Annotated in this window: 17 protein-coding genes and 2 pseudogenes; 15 read left to right on the top strand and 4 right to left on the bottom strand. The window is 58.1% G+C overall.

Annotated features, from left to right (window positions below; translation table 11 throughout):
• From B5483_RS19665 to B5483_RS19655, 3 genes and pseudogenes are all read right to left on the bottom strand, one after another.
• Window positions 1-644: pseudogene (locus tag B5483_RS19665) on the bottom strand (IS1634 family transposase); the annotation flags it as partial.
• A 164-nt stretch (window positions 645-808) separates the two neighbouring features.
• Window positions 809-1,063: pseudogene (locus tag B5483_RS19660) on the bottom strand (transposase); the annotation flags it as partial.
• A gap of 212 nt (window positions 1,064-1,275) precedes the next feature.
• Window positions 1,276-2,517 carry an ROK family transcriptional regulator gene (locus B5483_RS19655; RefSeq protein WP_079731656.1) on the bottom strand — a complete coding sequence of 414 codons (1,242 nt, stop codon included), beginning with the start codon at window positions 2,515-2,517 and terminating at the stop codon, window positions 1,276-1,278.
• Window positions 2,518-2,825: 308 nt separating this feature from the next.
• Here B5483_RS19655 and B5483_RS19650 point away from each other — a divergent pair, with 308 nt between their 5' ends.
• The 10 genes from B5483_RS19650 (at window position 2,826) to B5483_RS19605 (ending at window position 14,747) form a co-directional block, all read left to right on the top strand.
• A complete protein-coding gene (locus B5483_RS19650) occupies window positions 2,826-4,967 on the top strand; it encodes a TonB-dependent receptor (RefSeq protein ID WP_176168135.1) in 2,142 nt (713 codons plus the stop codon).
• A gap of 148 nt (window positions 4,968-5,115) precedes the next feature.
• Complete coding sequence (locus B5483_RS19645; protein WP_079731654.1) at window positions 5,116-6,780, top strand: GMC oxidoreductase; 1,665 nt, start codon at window positions 5,116-5,118, stop codon at window positions 6,778-6,780.
• Between the two features lie 28 nt (window positions 6,781-6,808).
• Window positions 6,809-8,077: an MFS transporter gene (locus B5483_RS19640; protein ID WP_079731653.1), complete on the top strand. Its 1,269-nt coding sequence runs from the start codon at window positions 6,809-6,811 to the stop codon at window positions 8,075-8,077.
• Window positions 8,078-8,082: 5 nt separating this feature from the next.
• Window positions 8,083-8,550, top strand: a complete 468-nt coding sequence (locus B5483_RS19635; RefSeq protein ID WP_079731652.1) for a C-glycoside deglycosidase beta subunit domain-containing protein — start codon at window positions 8,083-8,085, stop codon at window positions 8,548-8,550.
• A gap of 3 nt (window positions 8,551-8,553) precedes the next feature.
• Window positions 8,554-9,693 carry a sugar phosphate isomerase/epimerase family protein gene (locus B5483_RS19630; RefSeq protein WP_079731651.1) on the top strand — a complete coding sequence of 380 codons (1,140 nt, stop codon included), beginning with the start codon at window positions 8,554-8,556 and terminating at the stop codon, window positions 9,691-9,693.
• Window positions 9,693-10,889, top strand: coding sequence for a lactonase family protein (locus tag B5483_RS19625; RefSeq protein ID WP_079731650.1), 1,197 nt, complete (start codon window positions 9,693-9,695; stop codon window positions 10,887-10,889). Before B5483_RS19630 ends, B5483_RS19625 begins: the two co-directional genes overlap by 1 nt.
• Window positions 10,886-12,019, top strand: coding sequence for a Gfo/Idh/MocA family protein (locus B5483_RS19620; protein ID WP_079731649.1), 1,134 nt, complete (start codon window positions 10,886-10,888; stop codon window positions 12,017-12,019). Before B5483_RS19625 ends, B5483_RS19620 begins: the two co-directional genes overlap by 4 nt.
• Window positions 12,020-12,050: 31 nt before the next feature.
• Entirely contained in the window at window positions 12,051-13,100 is a 1,050-nt protein-coding gene (locus B5483_RS19615; RefSeq protein WP_079731648.1) for a sugar phosphate isomerase/epimerase family protein, read from the top strand.
• Between the two features lie 222 nt (window positions 13,101-13,322).
• Window positions 13,323-14,468, top strand: a complete 1,146-nt coding sequence (locus tag B5483_RS19610; protein WP_139384078.1) for an IS256 family transposase — start codon at window positions 13,323-13,325, stop codon at window positions 14,466-14,468.
• 54 nt (window positions 14,469-14,522) lie between these two features.
• Window positions 14,523-14,747, top strand: a complete 225-nt coding sequence (locus B5483_RS19605; protein ID WP_281251256.1) for a DUF2218 domain-containing protein — start codon at window positions 14,523-14,525, stop codon at window positions 14,745-14,747.
• Between the two features lie 20 nt (window positions 14,748-14,767).
• On the opposite strand, the gene B5483_RS19600 is transcribed toward B5483_RS19605, so the two are convergent.
• Window positions 14,768-15,679 carry a LysR family transcriptional regulator gene (locus B5483_RS19600; RefSeq protein WP_079731645.1) on the bottom strand — a complete coding sequence of 304 codons (912 nt, stop codon included), beginning with the start codon at window positions 15,677-15,679 and terminating at the stop codon, window positions 14,768-14,770.
• 108 nt (window positions 15,680-15,787) lie between these two features.
• On the opposite strand from B5483_RS19600, the gene B5483_RS19595 reads away from it, so the two are divergent.
• From B5483_RS19595 to B5483_RS19575, 5 genes are all read left to right on the top strand, one after another.
• On the top strand, window positions 15,788-17,047 hold the full coding sequence (locus tag B5483_RS19595) for a gallate dioxygenase (protein WP_079731644.1): 1,260 nt from the start codon (window positions 15,788-15,790) through the stop codon (window positions 17,045-17,047).
• Window positions 17,044-17,964, top strand: a complete 921-nt coding sequence (locus B5483_RS19590) for a methylenetetrahydrofolate reductase (protein WP_245829407.1) — start codon at window positions 17,044-17,046, stop codon at window positions 17,962-17,964. Before B5483_RS19595 ends, B5483_RS19590 begins: the two co-directional genes overlap by 4 nt.
• Before the next feature lie 41 nt (window positions 17,965-18,005).
• Window positions 18,006-19,391, top strand: coding sequence for an aminomethyl transferase family protein (locus B5483_RS19585; RefSeq protein WP_217698229.1), 1,386 nt, complete (start codon window positions 18,006-18,008; stop codon window positions 19,389-19,391).
• 174 nt (window positions 19,392-19,565) lie between these two features.
• On the top strand, window positions 19,566-20,417 hold the full coding sequence (gene purU, locus B5483_RS19580) for a formyltetrahydrofolate deformylase (RefSeq protein WP_079731641.1): 852 nt from the start codon (window positions 19,566-19,568) through the stop codon (window positions 20,415-20,417).
• Between the two features lie 8 nt (window positions 20,418-20,425).
• The gene (locus tag B5483_RS19575) at window positions 20,426-21,295 is read left to right on the top strand and encodes a bifunctional 5,10-methylenetetrahydrofolate dehydrogenase/5,10-methenyltetrahydrofolate cyclohydrolase (RefSeq protein WP_079731640.1); all 870 of its coding nucleotides are present in this window, start codon (window positions 20,426-20,428) and stop codon (window positions 21,293-21,295) included.
• Window positions 21,296-21,676 lie beyond the last annotated feature (381 nt).

Here is a 21,676-nt window from a genome sequence, read left to right as displayed (position 1 = left end):
CGCTTGCCCAGCGTCTCGCCGCCCTTGCCGTAGAACGAAAGCGAGGTCGTATCCATGAAGGCGACGCTCAGATCGGTGAACAGGTCGCGGCGGCGATCGAACAGCTTTTCCTCGATCACATCCTTCACGCAGCGCGGCGCCAGCGCACCCTCGGCCGTCCCGCCAGCCTCTTCGCCGAGCCAGGCCATGGCGCGGTAGAAATGATGCAGCGCCAGATCCTCGTCCCCGTCAATGGCGTAGCTCTTCATCCAGTCGACACACGAGCGGTCCGAGCCCGAGACGAACAGGCGGTGGAGCGTTGCCACGAACACCGCACGCTCGAGCGCGAAGCTGAACTGGCGAGCGTCGAGGACCTCGTTCAGCACCTCGCCGATCCCGAGACGATCCCACAACTTGCCGAACAGCAACGGACCGCCAATGCGCAGGGCGGAAATCTCACCGGAAGCCATTTGCGAAAGAACGACAGCGCGGTCACAATGCCGGCCTACCGAGTCAAGCAGACGCTCCAGTTGGCCGGAGGCTTCGAGCTGGTCTTTGCGGCCGAGAGGTTGAAGCAGCTTCTGGCGAACGCGACCGTTTTCCCGGACGCTCTGGGCCAGATAGAGATAGCGGTGACCGCGTGCTGTCTTCTCGACGATGTGCATTGCGACGTTTTCATGATCATATTCCGCTTTTGTCAAGAAAGCGCTGCCAAAACCAATCGCATGTTTTCAGTACATCTCAAACAGCTTCGCGCAGAGGGCCACGGATTTCTGCGGCTTTCCCGACCCGTGTTCCGCACATGTTCCAATCCACTGTAGAACTTGGGCCAGGCGTAAAAGCAGCGCCGAACCGTCGAGACCGGCGGAAAGCACTTGGGTAGCAGGCGCCAGGCACATCCGGCCGAGGCCAGATACAACAGCGCGTTGGCCACTTCGCGCAGATCTGTGCTGCGACGGCGACCGCCTTGCTTCGCCGGGGGAATGAAGGGCGCCAGCAGCAGCCACTCCCTGTCCGTCATGTCGCTTGGATACCGCAGCCCTTTGCGGCTATGCTCTTCTCGAGCAATGCCAGTCCATGCCATTGATCACTCCATCTCTCGCAGGACGGTGTGAATCATAACATACTGGCATTGCTCAACTACTTGCGGATCGGGCTCTGAGTGCTGCGCCTGATCACATGTGAAGGCGTCTGGCGAACATTCCTAACAATTCCGGAATGTGTTTGAGTCTCACCGCTACGCCAAGTCCTGAAATGAGCAGAATGCGGTATTGCCACAATTTAGAGGTCTTCCATTTATGCCCGATCTTCGGACTGGCTGGAACCGACGCGTCTGGATTCCATCATCCAAGGCGCCAGCGAGCTTATGCCCAGATCGATCTCGGAGAGTATTGCTGCCATCCCGCCAAATTCAGTGGCATCATCAAGGATCGTTGCGATATGAAATTCTGGGGCCTGTCCGATGGCGCGAAGATTGATCACTTCAGCCGATGACCGCAGCCCATCGAGAACAATTTCGCCAGCGTGGCCCAAGGTGCCCCCAATGGCGATTACGCTAGGCCCTAGCACTCTTACGACAGTTGCCAATGCTTTGCCGAGGTGTCGGCCGGTTTCGGACAGAACCCGCTGACAGGCGGCATCGCCATTACGGGCGCTCTCGATAACATCCAGGAGCGATGTCTTGGTTTTACCTGAGTCTCCCAGTGCCTTCAGTATGGCGTGCTCTGTTGCGAAACTCGTGAGGCACCCCCGGTTGCCACAGAAGCACAAGTTGCCATGTTCCTCGATTACCATGTGGCCAAACTCTCCGGCCAGTCCCGTGCCGCCATGGTATACTTTGCCGTTGATGATTATTCCACCGCCGATCCCTTCAGCACTGGTAATATATAAGAAATCATTGCAGCCGCGGCCGATTCCCCACGACCATTCAGACAATGCCGCGAAGTTCGCGTCATTATCGACAACCGTTGGGATGCGTAAGTGCTTCGTGAAATATGCTCGTATGTCGACTTGCTTCCAGTGCGGGAGCCGTTGCCAGGCCCATGGTGCGATCGCACCGGTCGATTGTTCAATGGGCCCTTCAATGGCGATTGAAATCCCGCAGAGTGGTGAACTGCGGGTTTGGGCCACGCCGATGAGCTGCTGAACGATTTCTAGGACTTGAGGCGGAGAAGTCTGCGATCCAGCAAAATTGGGAAAGTCCGCGTTGAAGAAATCGCTTCTAGCCTGTCCGGTAAAATCAAAGAGTATCGCATGTATCTCAGCTTCCCGCACGAAAATCGACGCGACACTGCCGCGGTTCGAGGAGAGTGTAACAAGTGCCTCGCGCCGATTCTTCCATTGGTATTCGACCGCACCTTGGTCGCGCAGGGCCTGCACTATGTGGTTAACCGTTGCGCGCGAGAGCGCAGTTGCTCTTGCAATGTCCGCCTGAGTCATCGGGCCGCTAGCACGAAGAAGCGCCATTATCTCACGGGTGTTGGTGTTGCGATCGGACCGCCGGTGTAGCTTTCGTTCGGGCCTTTGTTGAGTCGTCATCCGCCGATCATTATGTTTAAAAAATGAATGGTCAAGGATGAAACTTATGATGAAATTATGTCAATGAGCCAGTATCCATCGCTCTAAATTCCGCGATTGTGCGGTGCATAATAGCATAAACATATGATTATACGTCACATATATCGTTCGGTAACAAATCTTCGGGCATTTGCAAATCGTTTATAAAACGAACATAATTGGCATTGAAAATAGAAATAAAAAAACGTTTATAGTGGGGGCGGCGTCGACGACTCCGGCAAGCCGCAGGAGCGCGTTTCGTCACGCGAATGAACACAACGGGAGGATCTATGAAGGTTATCCATTCCACAGTTTCGGCCCTCGCGCTTGGCGTTGCGCTGTTTCAGATAAGTCCTGCAGTCGCGCAAGAATCTTCGGAAGCGGCAGAAGGTAGTGTCAGCGACGGGGAAATTATTGTTACTGCGCTTCGACGCGATCAGGCGCTTAGCAAGGCGCCGGTTGCGATTGCCGCCGTTAGTGGTGACAAGTTGCTTGCCGAAGGCGTTACATCCGCCAAAGATCTGCAAAACGTCGTCCCAAACATCCAAGTTGGTCCAGCAGGATTTTCAATCCGCGGCGTCGCCAGCACCGATTTTACGGAGAAGGGCGACCCTTCGACAGCATTCAACTTGGACGGCATCTACATCGCACGTCCGACCGAGCAGTCTCTTGCTATGTATGACGTCAGCCGTGTTGAGGTACTGCGCGGTCCGCAAGGTACACTTTACGGGCGAAACGCGACCGCCGGCGTAATCAATGTCATCAGCAACCATCCGAGCGACGCGGTTGAAGTATCCGGTTCCGCTGAATACGGAAACTACAACACGGTTCGCCTGAACGGGATGGTGAATACTCCAATCAATGATTCCTTGGCGGTGCGTGTTGCTGGCACTTACAATTATCACGACGGTTTCACGCCAACCCATGATGGTCATGATGCGCTTGATGACCAGGACGACTTTGGTATCAGGGGAAGTGTGCTAGCCCACCTCGGCAGTGCAACCACGCTCTATGTTTCAGCTGATTACGAGCAAAGCTATACCAATGCTCAGGCTCGCGTCGCAGTTGATCGCGCAATTGCGCAGAATGATGATCATAGTCTGCGTTATCAGAACCCAGGCGTCGACACTTACAGCAAGTTCCACGTAGCAGGCGTGACTGCAGAATTGAATTCAGACCTGGGCTTCGCCAAGCTCACTTATCTGGCTGGTTATCGTAAGTCGAAGTGGCGCGAGCGGGCGAGCCGCAACGATATTCCAGCACCATTCGATCCGTTCACTCCGAATGGTGACTTCATCTCCTACCAGAACCACGAACAGGATTCGCAGGAGCTTCGGCTCGCCTCGCAGGGAAGTGGACCGCTACAGTGGGTTGTGGGCGCTTACTACTTCCACGAGAAGACCTATACCGCTCCTATCCTAAACTTCCCGAACTTCGGTTTCACCCTGAGTTACGATCTCAACGCTTCTGCGAAGACTATGGCCGGTTTCGGTCAGGTCACTTATTCACTGACGCCAGGCGTGCGTGTGACGGGCGGTATACGTTACACTGACGATAAAAAGTCCCGTGTCGGCACCCAATACTTCGGCTTGAATGGCACAGATCTGTCGTTCCCATCTGATTACAGTGGGCACTACCCAGGCGGCGGAATTTCGGGTTCAAAGGTGACTTGGAAGGGCGGTGTCGAAGCCGACATTACGCCGGACGTGCTGGCTTATTTTAATGCTACGTCCGGCTACAAGGCAGGTGGCTTCAATGACGGCACTCCGGCCGACGTTTCGCCAGTGCCGTTCTACTATCGACCTGAAACGATCATTTCTTATGAGGGTGGAATAAAGGGAACCGTGCTTGGCCGTGCCCTCTATTTCAGCCTCACCGGGTTCTATTACGACTACAAGGACCTGCAGATGGGCTTGGTCAAGAACTCCGGCGGTGCAGTGACCCTCAATGTTCCGAAAGCTGACGTCAAAGGTATTGAATTTGAAGGAAACTGGCGCGTCGGCTCCGGCACCAAGATCGATTTTAGTGCCGCCTATCTCGATGCGACGTTTGGCGATTTCTTTCCTCTTGAAGGCAATACGCTCGTCAATTTTAACGGCCAAGAACTCGATCGTTCGCCGAAGTTCACCGGACGCGTCGGTCTCACTCAGGACTTCTTCTTGTCCAGTGGTGGACGAATTTCGGGGACAGCTGCACTCAAGTATTCGAGTTCGTATCTCGTGACTGACGGCAACACGGCGACTCGCATTGAGCAGGATAGCTACACTCGAACTGACGTGACATTGGGCTACTTTGCGCCGGATGATCGCTGGTACATTCAGGCGTTTGGGCGCAATCTGGAGAACAAGCGCTTACTTGGCGTGTTCGAACTGGCCTCGTTCACACTAACTGACCCGCGCCAGTACGGTGTGCGCGCGGGCTTCAAGTTCTAAGACGACCGGCTTCTCCCAGCCCTGCCGGGGTCAACAGCTTTAAACTGCTGGCACCGGTAGGGTCCGTGCTCTGGGAGCCAAGATCAGACTTGATGCTTGTCATGCGCGAGAAGCCTAAAGGGCTCGTGGGCGAGGAACTGGAATGCAAATGGACAAGACGTTTGATGTAGTCGTGATCGGTTCAGGCGCTTCAGGCAGTTTTGCTGCAAAGGAACTGACCGAACGAGGGCTGGACGTTCTCGTTCTTGAGGCGGGCCGAGCCATTACCGAGCAGGACTTCCCCTCCGACTTCGCTGGCCCCAAGGAAAAGGGCATTCAGCTATGGGCGCGCGCGCGCGCGGCGGTCACCGGACAGCCCATCCAGTCCAAAGTTGCGTTCTATGGTCAGCAACAGCGCCATCTCTTTGTTCGCGACAGTGATCATCCTTACAGCACACCGCCCGGCAAGCCATTCCTCTGGATTCGAGGCAAGCAACTGGGAGGCCGCCTGCACACCTTTGGGCGCGTCCTGCTGCGATGGTCTGATACAGATTTCAAGGCCGCAAGCCGCGACGGTTATGGTGACGACTGGCCAATCTCTTATTCCGACGTCAATCCATATTATAGCAAGGTCGAAGAATTGCTGGAAGTTCGCGGTTGTCCAGCCGGAATTCCCAACGTGCCTGATGGCAACTTCGCGGGGCCGTCGAAACTCACGGCCGCTGAAGCTGACTTTAAGGAGAAAACCGAAACACATTGGCCAGAGCGCAAATCGATCTCCTGGCGATACATGCCGCCCAACATTAAGCGCGTTCCTCGACCGATCTTGGCAGCGCAGGACACTGGGCGCCTCACGGTCCGATCCGATGCCATTGTTCGCCGCGTTCTCACTGATCCTACGACAGGCAAAGCGACCGGGGCGGAATTCATCGATCGCCAGACCAGAGAAATAGAAGTGGTCCATGCCGCCGCTATTATGGTTTGCGCCTCGCCGATCGAATCCGTGCGTCTCTTGCTGAACTCGGCCGGAGGCAAACATCCCAACGGCATTGGTAACTCATCGGGTATGCTTGGCCGATGTTTTATGGATCAGGTTCCTAACCTCATCATGGGAACTATCCCAGACCGTAAGGGCAATGAAATCGACGACACACTTCCGCCTGATCCATTCTATGGCATAACGGGCGGCATCTACATTCCGCGCTGGGAGAATGTCTCTTCTATCACCAATTCAGAGTTCCTAAGAGGCTTCGGCTATCAGGGAACGGCTGGACGCCTTTTCACGTCGCCGGATAAGCCAGCAAAGTTCGCATTCATGGGCTTCGGGGAGATGCTGGCCCATCGCGATAATAGGATTAGTCTGCATCCTACGCGAAAGGATAAATGGGGCATCCCGATTCCGCACATCGATGTCGAGATGCGCAAGAACGAACTGGCGATGCTCCGTGCGCAATCGCGCGCTGCCCTGGAAATGGCGCAAAATGCTGGACTTGACACCGAGTTCGTTGGCTCATGCCTGGGAATCGAAGAGCATGGTCGAGGAGCCTTTCCCGATGCGGACTGGTTCAGTCGATGGCTCGTCAGACTCAATTTCAAAAGTAGTATGTCAATTGGTGCGGCCATCCATGAATCGGGAGGAGCACGAATGGGGGACGATCCAGCGACCTCGGTAGTGAACAGCCAAAACCAATGCTGGGACGTTCCCAATCTGTTTATTACCGACGCCAGTACATTTCCCACCAGCGGATGTGCCGGTACGACGTTGACGGTGATGGCCCTGAGTATGCGCGCAGGCGAATACGTGGCTAAGCAGATGGCTGCAGGAGCTATGTGAAAACGAAGATAAAAGTACGGGAAGAAGGATGACCATGTCCGCAATAGTCGAAGACAATGACCGCACGGGATCTGTGCTGCAGGGACCGGTGCTGGCGATCGCTGCGCCGTTGAGCATGTTGATCTTCCTGGAATTCTTCATTTTCGGGGCCTGGTTTGCTACTCTCGGTCTGGTCTTGGCGACGCATGGCCTCGATGGAATTATCGCCAGCGCCTACTTGCTAAGTGCGCTGGCAGCGATCCTTTCGCCCCTGCTGCTGGGCGCGATCGGCGACAGGTACTTGCCACCCCGGACAGTCTTAGCGATTGCCCATCTGGCCGGAAGCGCGTTCATGGCGCTGGTGCCAGCAGCGGTCAACGCTGGAAATGGTAATCTCACGCTGGTCCTCATCTTCGCTTACATGTTGTGTTTTCAACCCACGCTGGGACTGGTGAATGCCTATTCGCTAACGGTGCTTGGGCAGCGTCAGTCCATTTTTCCCTACATTCGGTTTTTTGGCCTGATCGGCTGGGTTGTTGCGGGACTAGGTGTAGGCTCGATGGGATTGTCGGCATCTACAGACATATTCTACGTCAATGCAATAGCAGGCCTTGTCATGGCCGTTTACGCCATGACGCTCAAGCGCACCCCGCCCCCTGCTGCAGGTGCCCGCTTCTCCATCGGTGACCTCGTAGGGGTGAAGGCGTTTGTGCTGTTTCGCGAGCGTAGCTTCACTGTGTTGATGGTCTGTGCCTTGATGACGTCCATCTCCCTGGGCGTCTACAACAGCTTTGTTTCTCCCTATCTCGCGGTCCTGGGTATCTCCAACGTTGCAGGAGTCCTGGCCGTGGGGCAAGCATCAGAAGCGATTTTCGTCGTTACCATTCCCTTCGCGCTTGCTCGGCTCGGTATGAAATGGGCCCTCTTTGCGGGCATGGTAATGTGGGGTGTGCGCTTCACGCTATTTATCGCGGCATCGCATGGCGGAATTGCCTTCGCGATCGGCGGCGTAGCCCTGCATGGCATTTGCAACGATTATTTCATTGTCATTGCAGCCATGTATCTCGCGCGTGTTGCCCCCCAAGACCTTGCTGCGCAGGCTCAGGGTTGGCTGATCCTAATGGTATCGGGTTTCGGGCAGGCCATTGGATCGGCCCTCTCGGGACAAATTTATGCCTTGTCAGTGGCGCCCAACCAGGCAGTCGGTGCAGCGGCATGGACACCCCTCTGGTTCGTCCCCATTGGTCTTGCTGTTGTCACCGCCATCGTCTGGACACTGTTTTTCCGTCCAGTTTCCTCCACCGCAACAGCCGAGTAGGTATCATGTTCGACAACTATCTCATCCGGTCCGACAGCTTGCGAAATGATGTCATTGATGGCGAAGTCGTCGGCTTTTCCATGGCAGTTCGCATCGCCAATTATCGCGGCGTCTTTCTTTCGCTCCATACCGGTTATTTTCTAGAGATTGATGGAACCGATTATCCGCGCGAAGTTCAAAGCTTTGAAGTCAATGGTAAACCTCCACGCGGCTTCGACGAGATCAAGACCGCCATTAATGAACACTGGGACTATGACGACGAGGCCTTCCTCCACGTCCGCAAGCCAGGTGGCCTGCTGCCTGGCGAGCATGAGATCCGCTTTCAGCAGTGCGTCATTGCCGCCTATGGTTACCTGCCGACCGATGAGGAATGGGTGAAGTCTCCCCCGAAGACAGGCACCGGTGCGGGATCTGATAAGACCCCCCATATTGTAACCTATCACCTCACCCTCAACGAAGCAGCGGAGGTTTGAGCCATGAAGATCGGTGTTTCCCTGTACAGCTACCAGCAGTCACAGTTCTTCCGCGAACTCACGCTCGAAGATCAGATCCGTGAAGTCGGGGAAAATCTTCCGGGCGCAGACGGGATTGAGATCGTAGATGAGATGTCTCTGCGCTATCCCGATCCGGGCGAGGACTTCGTGCGCCAGTGGTTTGGCTGGATGGAAAAGTACGGCACTATTCCGGTAACCATGGATGTGTCGTTCGACGTACTCCAGTTCCGCGACCACGTTATGAGCTATGAGGAAGTTACCGAGCGGTTGGTACGCGACATGCGTTTGGCCAAACGATTGGGTTTCAGCAACGTACGAGTCCTATCCACCTGTCCTGTAGAGGTAATGATCGCGGCTCTCCCAGAGGCCGAACGGCTGGATTTGCGCTTGGGCAAAGAGGTCCACCAACCGATGCGGCTCGAAGGGCGTCAGGTTCAGGAAATCGTCGAGTTCGCCGAAACAACCGGAACTGATCGGCTCGGACTTGTACCTGATTTCGGCATCTTTGGATTCCGACCAACCGAGGTTCTACTCGACCAGTACGAGCGCCGCGGTGCCAAGGCGGAGGCCAGCGCAGCATCTGTGGAATTATCTGCAAGACTTCGTGAAGGGCGCGCTCCGTTTGATCTGGACGACGTTACAAACCAGACCGCCGGTAATTTGCGGGTGGCTTATAAAGCTTACATCGCGACCGGCGAATGCGAACCAGGGCTTGCCCAACCTTTCACTGCGCTCAAAGAGTTCACCGAGACCCACGTGCCGGAACCGGGAGAGCTCGATTATGTCGTGGTAGGCGAGGCTATTATGCAGTCCAACACATCGCTGGACCTGATGCGCGAATTGGCTGGTTACGTGGTCAGCTGCCATGGCAAGTTCAACAACATGTCCGAAATTCCAGGAAAGCCTGGCTGCTTCCAGGACCTGGCGATCGACTACGAAGGCGCGATCGATGCACTGAAGGCTGGCGGCTTTAAGGGTTACGTCAACACCGAATACGAGGGACAGCGCTATTCGCAGGATCGCACCCGCGCCGAGATGATGGATGAGGTCGAGCAGGTCCGCCGCCACCACGAAATGCTGCGTCGCCTGATCGGTATCGACGTCACCGGTGAGGTAGCTTGATGGGCAGGCTCGTTGCTTTTGTCGGTACTTATGGCGCCGCGCCAGGAACGAAAGGCGGAGGCATATTCAGCTTCGGCGTTTCGCAAGACGGTTCGACACTGGAACCGATCGGTCACGCACCCGAGCCCAAGGACGCAGGCTATCTCGTATACGCTCCTGAAAGGCGCAGGCTTTACTCGGTTGACGAACGCAAGACCGACGGACGCGGTCCGGTCGACAAGCCTGCAGCGGTCCATGCCTTGGCTGTCGACCCTGTGACGGGTGATCTGGCCTGGGAGGGCAGCGCGATCGCTCCGGGCCCGCGTCCAACGTTTCTGGACTGGAGTGCCGAACAGGGCCTGTTGGTAAGTGCCAACCACGGCGACTTCCAGCATGTCGAGAAGGTGGTGCGCCAAGCGGATGGCGATTGGACAATTGAGTACGTTTACGACGACTCCACACTGGTGGTCTATCCGCTCGATGCCAGAGGAAACATAAGTCGGGCGTGTGATGTCCATGTCTTTTCGGGGAAGGGCAAGGATCCCAATTTCTCCCTCCAGAACGGCGGCCATGCCCAGTCGAACCCGCACGCCCACTGCGCGGTGATCGATCCATCAGGAAGCTTCGTTATCGTTTGCGACAAGGGCACGGACCGCATTGAGACGTTTCGGCTCGGCCGCAAGTTGGAGCATGTCCATTCGTTGCAGTTTCCCGAAGAGACCGGCCCGCGCCACATCGCGTTCGATCCGATCAATGGCCTCGCATATGCGACGCTTGAATTCTCTTCCCAGCTTGCCTCCTTGCGCTTTGATCCGGAAACCGGCGAGATGTCACGGCTGTCGGAAATCTCCACACTTTCAGCTGGTTATACTGGTCCGAATGAGCCGGCCGAAGTGCGCGTGCATCCTGGTGGAGGCCTTGTCTACGTCAACAATAGAGGCGAGGATTCGCTCACCTGGTTCCGCAGTGACTCTGACGGCAGGTTGGTGCGGCTTGGGGGCATCACGCTCGCGCCCTCAATCCATCCTGGTCTTGCTGCCCGCAACTTCACATTTGATCCGAGTGGCGCTTTCGTGCTCGTCGCCGACCGACCGGCTGATCTCGTTCGCTCCTATGCGGTGTGCCCAAACACCGGCGCGCTGACTTGGCTGGGCCAGGTTCATGTGCCCGACCCGGCCTTCGTGGCCTTTGCAGAATTGGAGGAGTGCGCATCATGAGCGTAACGAAATTCGGTTCGCCTCTGCGCGTGGCCATATTGGGCGCAGGCATGATCGGTGAGATTCACCGACGTGCCGCTATTCTAGCCGGCGCTGAAGTCGTGGGTGTCATGGCATCGAACCCGGCAAGATCCACCGAAGCCGCGGTGCGCTGGTACACGCAACCGATCACGGGAGTTGCCGATCTTGCAGCTCTCGCAGCTGATGTCGTCCATGTCTGCAGCCCTAATGCCCTTCACGCAGAGCATGTCGAGGCTGCGATTGGAGCAGGTTCGCATGTGATTTGCGAAAAGCCGCTCGCTGTGAGATCAATTGAAGCTCAGCGTCTGCACGATCTGGCGCACGAGGCGGGGCGCATTGCGACCGTCCCGTTCGTCTATCGGTTTCACCCGCTGGTCCGCGAAATCCGAGCGCGTGCCGTCGCAGGGGAGTTTGGGGCGTGGCAGATCCTGCATGGCAGCTATTTGCAGGATTGGTTGCTCTCGCCCGACGCTACGAGCTGGCGCGTCGATCCTGCGGCGGGGGGGGCGTCGCGGGCCTTTGCGGATATTGGCTCGCATTGGTGCGACCTCATGGAGTTCGTAACTGGTGAGCGGATTGCCAGTGTTATGGCGGCAACCACCATTACTGTTCCGGATCGACCAGCAACCACTCAGACTTCATTCGGCGGTGGCCGTGCGAGCGGTCCGCGTCTGAAGGTCGAAACTGAAGATGCCGCGACCGTTCTATTCCGCACTGCGTCCGGCGTGCTCGGCTCGACTGTGATCTCGCAAGTTTCTGCCGGGAGAAAGAACCGGCTGTGGTTCGAATTTGACGGCGCGAGGCGCTCGGCAGTGTTTGACCAAGAGAATCCTGAGAGCGCGTGGCTTGGCAGCGAGACTTCGGCCGAAGTGCTCGTACGCGATCCCGGCGTCGGTTCAACTGATGCCCGCCGTCTGTCGAGCTTGCCGCCAGGGCATGCGCAAGGCTACGCCCAATGCTTCGAAAACTTCGTTGCCGATACTTATGCAGCCGTGCGCGGCGACAACCCGGAGGGCCTGCCTGTCTTCGCCGATGGTCTGCGTTCTGCGAAGATCGTTGACGCGGTGATCGCCTCTTCGCGCGAGAATCGCTGGGTCGAAGTCGCCTGAGGCACTGAAGAAACGTACAAGGAGAGATTTAATGACGCACGCCAAGCTTGCCCCGGTTGCGCTGCCGGTCACACTGTTCACGGGGCAGTGGGTCGACTTGACGCTGGAGGAGGTCGCTGGATTAGCTGCAAGTTGGGGCTACGACGGGCTTGAGATTGCCTGCTCTGGCGAACATCTCGACGTATGGCGCGCGGCCGAGGACGACCACTACATTGCCGAGCGCCGGGCTATCCTCGATCGCCACGGCCTCAAGCTTTTTGCTATATCCAACCATCTTGCGGGGCAGGCGGTATGTGACGATCCGATCGATTTTCGCCATCAGGCGATCGTGCGTCCGCGCGTGTGGGGTGACGGCCCTGAGAACGACGGGGGCGAGGGTGTGCGCCAACGCGCTGCCGAGGAAATGAAGCTTACCGCTAAGGTGGCGCGCAAGCTTGGCGTCGATACTGTCGTGGGCTTCACCGGTTCGAATATCTGGCGCTATGTAGCGATGTTCCCGCCTGTGCCCGATGCAGTAATCGAAGGCGGCTTTCAAGACTTTGCTACGCGCTGGAATCCAGTGCTCGACGTGTTTGACGGCGAAGGCGTGCGGTTTGCCCACGAAGTCCATCCAGGCGAAATCGCTTACGATTATTGGTCAAGCAAGCGCACACTTGAGGCCTTGGGGAACCGTCCTGCCTTTGGCTTCAACTGGGACCCGAGCCACATGATGTGGCAGAATATTGATCCCGTCGGCTTCATTGTCGACTTTGCCGACCGCATCTACCACGTCGATTGCAAGGACACGCGGATACGGCCCAGAAACGGACGCGCAGGGGTGATGGGCTCGCACCTTCCTTGGGGCGATCCACGTCGGGGGTGGGACTTTGTCTCGACCGGACATGGCGACGTGCCCTGGGAGGATTCTTTTCGCGCGCTGCGCGCAGCAGGATACACCGGGCCAATCTCGATCGAGTGGGAAGATGCCGGGATGGATCGCCAGCACGGTGCGGCAGAGGCCGTGCATTTCGTTCGCTCGCTGCTCTGGAAGACGCCTGAAGCGCGGTTCGACGCTGCTTTCAGCCAGAACGCAATAGAGTGATCATGACTGTTACGTCTGAAGGCATCGTGCCATACGTAAAGCCTACGCGTTAGCTTCGGTACTGTAACCTGAGGTCTGGAAATTTGATTGAGCCGGAGGTCATGCGCCTGTGCTGGGGCGAGCCCCAGCACAGGCGGTCCAATCTGGTATTCCGTGGAGTTGCAACACACTCATGGAGACGAGCAAATGGACAGACGGAAGGATACAGCGGTTGAGGCGGTCTTGGAACATCTGATCGCGTATGGGCCGGGCGACATCGCGACGGTTTTTGGCCGCGCCTTCGAGTTGGCGATGCAGATCGAGCGGGAACGCTTCCTCGGCGCGGGCCTCTACGAGCGCACGCAGGCGCGCGAGGGCTATGCCAACGGCTACAAGGCCAAGCGGATTGACACATCCGCAGGGACCGTGTCCGTGCAGGTGCCCAAGACCGCCGGGCACGACGGGGAGCCGTTCTACCCGCAATCGCTGGAGCGCACTCGACGATCGGTGCGCGCCGTCGTGCTGTCGGTGGCCGAGATGTACATCAAGGGCGTCTCCACGCGCCAGGCCGAGGCAGTGATGCGCGAGTTCGGCATCGAAAGCCTGTCGTCTTCACAGGTCAGCCGGGCCACCAAACTGCTCGACGAGGAACTCGAGGCATGGCGCAACCGGCCACTTGGCGAGATCCGATACCTCATCCTCGATGCGCGTTATGAGAAAATGCGCCATGGCGGGGTGGTGCGCGACGCCGCCGTGCTCTCGGTCATCGGCGTCGGCCCGGATGAGCGGCGCCGGGTGCTGGGCGTCTCGGTGGCGCTGTCGGAGGCCGAGGTTCACTGGCGGCGCTTTCTCGAAAGCCTGGTCGTCCGCGGCCTGCGCGGAGTCGAATTCATCGTCTCCGATGACCATGCAGGGCTGCGCGCCGCTCGCCGTGCCGTGCTCGGCGGCGCCACGTGGCAGCGCTGCCAATTCCACCTCTCTCAGAACGCCATCCACCACGCCCCGAACGCGATGATCCGCAAGCGTATCGGCAGCGAGCTGCGGATCGTCTGGAACGCCGAGACCCTGCCGAAGGCCGAAACCGCTCTGGCCGAACTGGTCGCCAGCTATCGCGACACTGCACCCAAGCTGGCGGCATGGCTCGAGGAGAACGTCCCCGAGGGCCTCGTCGTCTTCACCCTGCCTGAGCATTACCGCCGACGGTTGCGTACATCAAATCCAATGGAACGCGCCGTCCAGCAGGAGTTGAAGCGGCGCACGGCAAAGGTCAGGGTCTTTCCCGGCGAAGACGCGCTCCTGCGACTCGTCAGCGCCATCCTCGTCGAGATCGACGAACAATGGGCCTCCGACACAAAGGCCTACATCAAGTGGGAATGCCAGGATGCATGATCATCCCAAACGCAAATTTCCAGACAACAGGTTGCTCAATCTTAGCTTCAGCAACTGGTCAGTCACTGGAGTCATCGTATGCCCGCTAGCTGGGAGAACGGGTGCGCAACATTTCCGTTCCCTGATGGTCCCTACGCGCAGATGGGCGCAACGGATACAGGGATTGCCATTCGGCTCGTCACGGCGGATGCTATCCAGGATGAGACTATGCGAGGCGTCATCGAGAGACACCTCGACCGTTTCGCGTTCCGGCAAGCGCCTCTGACCTTCAGTTGGTGAGGCCCCGAAGTCGACTGAATTCAGGGTGTGGCGCCCGGCCTTCGGCAGATCTCCTCCAAGAACGTGATAACCGCACGGAAACGAGGCGAAAGCAGCCGGGTTCCGGGAAATACCACCGCCACACGTGCAGCGCCCTCGGAAAATCGCACTTCCTGCCAGACCTCGACCAGATCGCCGGCAGCAAGTGCAGTCTCGCAATAGCGCTCAGGCAGGAAGGAGACACCGAGCCCGCCCCGCACTGCTTCGCGCACCGTCAGCGGATCGTTAACGCTCATCCCGCGAGCGGACAAATGCAGATGGCGCGGCTTGCCGGAAACGTCGAGCGCCAGCGAGGATCCGACGAAGCGGGTCTCGTAAATCCGCACTTCTGAGAAATCGTCGGGAGGCGTTGAGTCTAGCCTGTGTCTTAACGCGTATTCGGGGCTTGCCACCCATAGCAGTCGGCCGCCGAGCAGGACTTTCTGCATCAAGGCGGAATCGGGTTGCGGCCCAACCACGACCGCGAGGTCGCAATCTTCGCGCACACCACTTGCGCCCGGCGAAACGATTAGATCGAGTTCAATTTCAGGATAGGCCTCGGCAAACTCGGCCAATCTAGGTGCGAAGATCTCGCGGCTGAAGGCGGTAGGCAGTGCCAGTGAAACCCGGCCCGCAGGTGCGCTGCGCATCCCGAGCATCATTGCATCGGCTTCTTCTGCCAGCTCGAGGATAGCGCTGGCGCGGGCAAAGAAGGCCTCGCCTTCTGGTGTAACGCGAAGCCGTCTTGAAGTGCGTTCAATCAGACGCAGCCCTAAGTCTGCCTCGAGCCGCGACAACGCCTTGCTGACAGTCGATTTGGGACAATCGAGTTTGAGTGCGGCTGCAGTCACACCGCCCGTTTCCACCACTGCGCATAGCGCGAAAAGATCGTCAATTCGCCAACGCATCAGCATTGCTCCTATCGTTTCTTTTTGTGTACGATACGTCCACGAAAGGTCAATTGTTCAGAAAAATGATACCGCTAAAAGCTCCTATCGAGAACACTGACCCGGAGAGAGATCATGGCTACGCTCGTTGGCGGCCTCGGCGCTTCCCATTCCCCCACCATCGGATTTGCCAAGGATACCGGCAAGCAGAATGACCCGGCCTGGGCACCGATCTTTGCTGGTTTTGATGCCATTCGCAGCTGGGTGCGCGAACAGGCGATCGACGTAATCTTCATGATTTACAACGATCACGTCACTTCTTTCTTCTTCGACCATTACTCGGCTTTTTGCCTCGGCATCGACGAGACATACTCGCCAGCAGACGAAGGCGGCGGGCCTCGCCGTGTGCCGCCCGCCCGCGGGCACGCGGCATTCGCGCGACACATCGGCGCTTCGCTCGTTGCCGACGAGTTCGACATGTCCTTCTTCCAGGGCAAACCGCTCGATCATGGCTGCCTTTCTCCACTTGGCATGCTTTCGGGTCCCGAAGGCAGTTGGGAGGGCGCGATCGTTCCGCTCCAAGTCGGCGTGTTGCAGATGCCGATACCGAGCGGGGCACGGTGTTACAAGCTGGGCAAGGCGTTGCGTCGTGCGATTAAGAGCTATCCTGAAGACCTGCGCGTTGCGGTCATGGCGACCGGTGGTCTGTCGCACCAAGTGCACGGCGAACGGGCCGGTTTCATCAATGAGGCCTGGGACGAAGAATTCCTCGTCCTGCTTGAACGCGAGCCGGAGACGCTCGCCGCCATGACCATCGCCGAATTGGCCCAGCGCGGCGGGTTCGAGGGCGCAGAAGTCATCATGTGGCTGATCATGCGCGGCGCGCTGTCAGACAAGGTACGTCTAATGCACAAGGCAACCTACGCGCCATCTGCCACGAACATCGCGACACTCGTCTTCGAGGATACTGGATCCCCGGCTTCGGCCGAGGAGAACGCCGCGCACACGGAACATGTCGCTTATCAGCTTGCAGGTGCTGAGGCGCTGCCCGGCACCTATCCCTTCACGCTGGAAGCCAGTCTTGCAAATTATCGGGTGAACGACTTCCTACATTGCCTGATCGAACCGGCGCATCGCATTCGCTTCATTGAGGATTTCGAAGGGCTGGCGACGGATTTCGGCCTTAGCGAGGAAGAAAAGTCGCTAATTCGCGAGCGCCGTTGGCTCGACATGGTAAAGCGCGGGATCAGTTTCTTCGTTCTCGAGAAGATGGCCGCGGTCGTTGGCGTGTCCAATCCGGAGGTCTACGCGCATTTCCGCGGTGAGACGCTCGCGCAATACCTCGCTTCGCGCAAGGCGGCGATCACCTATTCCGTTTCTGGCGACGCGAAGTGAACGGTGAGGCCATGACTGACGAAACTGAAGCGAAGGGAGCCGACGCACAGCGGGATCGGCCGATCGTCCACCCTGCTTGGCTGCATCCGCACGATACCCTGATCGAAGGCTATTCGCTTGAGGTGACCGCTAAAGACATCGAGGCGCTGACCAATGCCGCGTCCACAATCTGGGCGGGCGCGCCGATCGCGGTGCCTTACTTGCCCAACGAAAGCCATGAGGCCCGTGTCGCGGCCGCCAAGGCGGTACGAGATCTCGGGTTCGAGCCCATGCCGCATTTTTCTGCCCGCCGGATCGGATCGCACGACGAGTTCGTACGCTTCCTGGGTGATGCCGTGAAAGTGGCAGGCGTGGAGCGCTGTTTTGTGGTCGCAGGCGACCCATCGACCCCTGAAGGCCCTTTCACCGATTCCATGACGATGATCGAGACTGGCGCATTCGAATCGGCGGGAATCAAAGTTATCGGCATCGGCGGCCATCCCGAGGGGCATCCCGTGATGAGCGAGGAAGAGTGCTGGCAGGCACTGGAAACCAAGTGCGCAGCAATCGAGGCGCGAGGCATGGCGCCGCTCATCGTCACCCAGTTCGCCTTTGATGCTGAGGTAATCCTGCGCTGGCTAAAAGCATTGCGAGTGCGCGGACTTGACCATCCGGTGCGCATCGGTGTTCCCGGTCCAGCCGGCATTAAAACGCTGGCACGCTTCGCGGCCATGTGCGGCGTGGGTGCATCGGCCTCGGTTCTCGCCAAGTACGGTATTTCGCTGGGCCGATTGATCGGTCCGGCAGGGCCGGAAAAGTTTCTCGACGCGCTTGGTAGGGATCTTGGCCCCGAACACGGTGCAGTGCGGCTCCATTTCTATCCTTTTGGTGGCGTGGCCAAGACAGTGGACTGGATAACCGCCTACGCCGCACGCTGAGCCATTCCCTTCAAGAACAATCTATCCCAATTTTCGGAGACATGACAAAAATGGCAAACCTTCAGGATAAGATCGACGCTTCGGGCGGTGCACTGAACATGCTGCGCAATTCGCAGATCGGGCAGTACGTATTTCCCGTGGCGCCCGAATTCTCGAATTGGCGCGACGAGGTGGAGGCTTGGGCAAACACGGCAGTGCTACTCGACCAGTCGCACCACATGACTGACCTTTATGTCGAAGGCCCCGATACCTTGCGCCTGCTGGCCGACCTGTCGATCAACAACTACAAGGGCTTTGGTCGCAACAAAGCCAAACAAATGGTCTGCTGCAGCCATGAAGGCCATGTGATCGGTGATGCGGTGTTGTTCGGTCTCGACGATTTTCGAGTCAACGTAGTGGGGCGCCCGCACGTACCCAACTGGGTGCAGTACAACGCGGTGGCTGGAGGCTACGACGTCGTCGTCGAGCGCGACGAGCGCACCACCAATACGGCGTATCCTACCCGCCGCTCATTCCGCTTCGAGGTCCAGGGCCCCAATGCCTGGGAGATCCTCGAAAGGCTCAACGGCGGACCGATTGAAGACATCAAGTTTTTCTCTATGGGCCAGATAAGGATCAAGGGCCGCAACGTGCGTGCGCTAAAACATGGCATGGCAGGTGCGCCGGGCCTCGAGCTGATCGGCCCGGCCGACGAGGCCGAGGAAGTGCGCGCCGCGATCCTCGAAGCCGGGCGCGACCTTGGTTTGCTGCAGGGCGGCGCGCGCGCCTACTCGACTGCTAGCACGGAGAGCGGCTGGTTCGCTTCAGTTCTGCCTGCGGTCTATTCCGACCCCAAGCTTGCCGACTATCGCCAGTGGCTGCCCGCTCGCGGCTTTGAGGCGAATGCGTCGCTGGGCGGCAGCATGGTCTCTGACTGTATCGAGGACTACTACATCACGCCCTGGGACGCCGGGTACAAGTTCATAGACTTCAATCATGACTTCATCGGCCGCGATGCGCTTCTCGCCAGGAAGGACGAGCCCCACCTGCGTAAAGTCACGCTCATGTGGGACAACGACGATGTCGTCGATATCTTCCGCTCTCAGTTCAACGAAGGCGACGAGCGCTGCAAGTTCATGGAAGCGCCGGCTGCCTACTATGCCACGTTCCCGTTCGACCAGGTCATGGTCAATGGCGCAAAGGTAGGCTTCTCGACTTACGTGGTCTACAGCTCCAACCAGCGTCGCTGGATCTCGCTCGCGTTGGTCGATGACAGCGTTGTCGAAGGTGGTACTGTCGAAGTGACATGGGGTGAACCCAACGGTGGTTCAAACCGACCGGTGGTCGAGCGTCACCGCCAGACGCAGGTACGTGCCACGGTCGCATCGAGCCCGGTACCCTCAAAAATCCGTGAAGGCTACCGCCCTTATCTCGGCACCGCGGCCTGAGGGCCGGACGCCGTATTCCAACGTCCCTTGCAGGCCAAGTGCTTTTAAGGCCAGCTAGGGCCGCGACCCCTGCCCAACTCCTCCCTGGGCAGGGGTCATTCCCCTCACGTGCCCCGGCGGTGGCGCGCGGCCGAGGCGCGCGCATGTCGCGGTACCTTGCGAAAGGATATCTCGATGGCCAGTTTCACACTTCGCCTGCAATGCCCTGATCAACCAGGGCTGGTGGCTATGGTCGCCGGCTTTCTTGCAGAGCGCGGCTGCAATATAACCGACGCCCAGCAATTCGATGATGCAGCCAATGCGCGCTTCTTCATGCGAGTGGTCTTCACCAACGAGTCCAAAACTTTGGAAGACCTGCAGCGCCAGTTCGGCGAGAGAGCTGAGCAACACGCGATGGAATGGGAAATCCGGGACAATGCGGTGCCAAAGAAGGTCGTGCTCATGGTCTCGAAATTCGATCATTGCCTGGGCGACCTGCTCTATCGCTATCGCATCGGCGAGCTCAACATGCAGGTCGTCGGCATCATCTCGAACCACCCGCGCGAGTCGATGACGACCTCTCTGATCGGCGATATCCCGTTCCATCATTTTGCGATCACGAAGGATACAAAGCCGCAGCAGGAAGCGCAAATCAAGCAGGTGGTCAATGACACTGGCGCTGAGTTGGTCGTGCTGGCGCGCTACATGCAGATCCTGTCAGATGATCTCGCTCGCTTCCTCTCTGGTCGCTGCATCAACATTCACCACTCGTTCCTTCCCGGATTCAAGGGAGCCAAGCCCTATCACCAGGCACATACGCGCGGCGTGAAGATGATTGGTGCAACCGCGCACTATGTCACCGCCGACCTTGACGAGGGTCCGATCATCCACCAGGACGTTGAAGCGATCAGTCACGCCGACACACCGGAGGACCTGGTAAGCAAGGGTCGTGATATCGAGCGGCGCGTTATTGCCAATGCCGTGCGTCACCATCTTGAAGACCGCGTGTTCCTCAATGGTGCGCGTACTGTCGTGTTCAAGGCCTGAGTACAAACATGGCGCAAGTTATCGACGGTCGGGCCATGGCTGCTGCCATCACTGCGCAGTGCGCGCGGCGGGTCGACGCACTGTTGCTCGGTGGGGTTCGTCCGGCCCTTGCTGTCGTCCTCGTTGGTGAAGATCCGGCAAGCGAAGTCTACGTTAAGCGCAAGGTGGTCGAATGTGGCAAGGCAGGAATCCTTTCGATAGAACATCGCCTGCCTGTTGAAACCACAGGCGACGTCCTACTCGAGCTGATTGAAACGCTAAATGCCGATCCGAGCGTGCACGGCATTCTCGTGCAATTGCCGCTCCCTGACGGTATCGATGCTGCCCAAGTTCTTGATCGTATCAATCCGGCCAAAGACGTGGATGGCTTCCATCCGGTGAATGTCGGACGTCTTTCGAGCGGGACGGGCGGGCTCGTACCATGCACGCCATTGGGCATCATGAAGCTGCTCGACAGCGTCATCGACGACTACCGCGGGCTCAACGTTGTGGTCATCGGCAAATCAAACATCGTCGGCAAGCCGATCGCGATGCTGCTGTTGGAACGTGAGGCAACAGTCACGGTAACGCATATCGAGACACGCGAGTTGGCCGAGATCACGCGCAAGGCGGACATTATTGTTGCGGCTGCAGGCGCTCCCAAGCTTGTGCGCGGCTACTGGATCAGGCCAGGTGCAGTAGTGATCGACGTGGGCATAACCCGGATTCGCGGTGAGGACGGTAAGACTCGCCTCGTTGGCGATTGCGCAACCGATGAGCTCGATCACGCCCGGGCAGTGACGCCAGTGCCTGGCGGCGTGGGCCCGATGACGATCGCATGTCTTCTGGAGAATACGGTTTCGGCGGCAGAACGATCAGACAACCGTCACGTGCAATGAATTAGCGCGGGTGGATCACAGCGGGAAGTGCCGTCCGGATATTGCAAGTCCGATTTAATTGTCCAGTAATCAGTCAGCGTCAATATTAGGTGATCGGCGTAGTCAGGCAAAGTCCACGAGGCTTCATTGACGGTGCGAACTGGAAATTCTTTTGGCTGCCCTGGGAGCGAAATGCCGCCGCGCCATCGCAGCGGGCCGGAAGATGCACTTAGTTTCCGGCCCGCGAGGTTATGAAGAGTGTTGAAGGTGTCCAGTATTACTAATCGGGCAGTAAGAGGTGGCCAGGTTGGTCTGAACATGGATCGGCGCTCGATAAGTGGATCGTGTGCCGGTTGTTTCGTGGAATTGCCGATAAGGGGCGTCATGCAAGGAGGGCGCAGC

Origin of the sequence: Novosphingobium mathurense (assembly GCF_900168325.1) — a bacterium.
Taxonomy (GTDB): domain Bacteria; phylum Pseudomonadota; class Alphaproteobacteria; order Sphingomonadales; family Sphingomonadaceae; genus Novosphingobium; species Novosphingobium mathurense.
The sequence above is the reverse complement of the archived record's forward strand: the minus strand, read 5'-3'. Positions and strand labels throughout refer to the sequence as shown.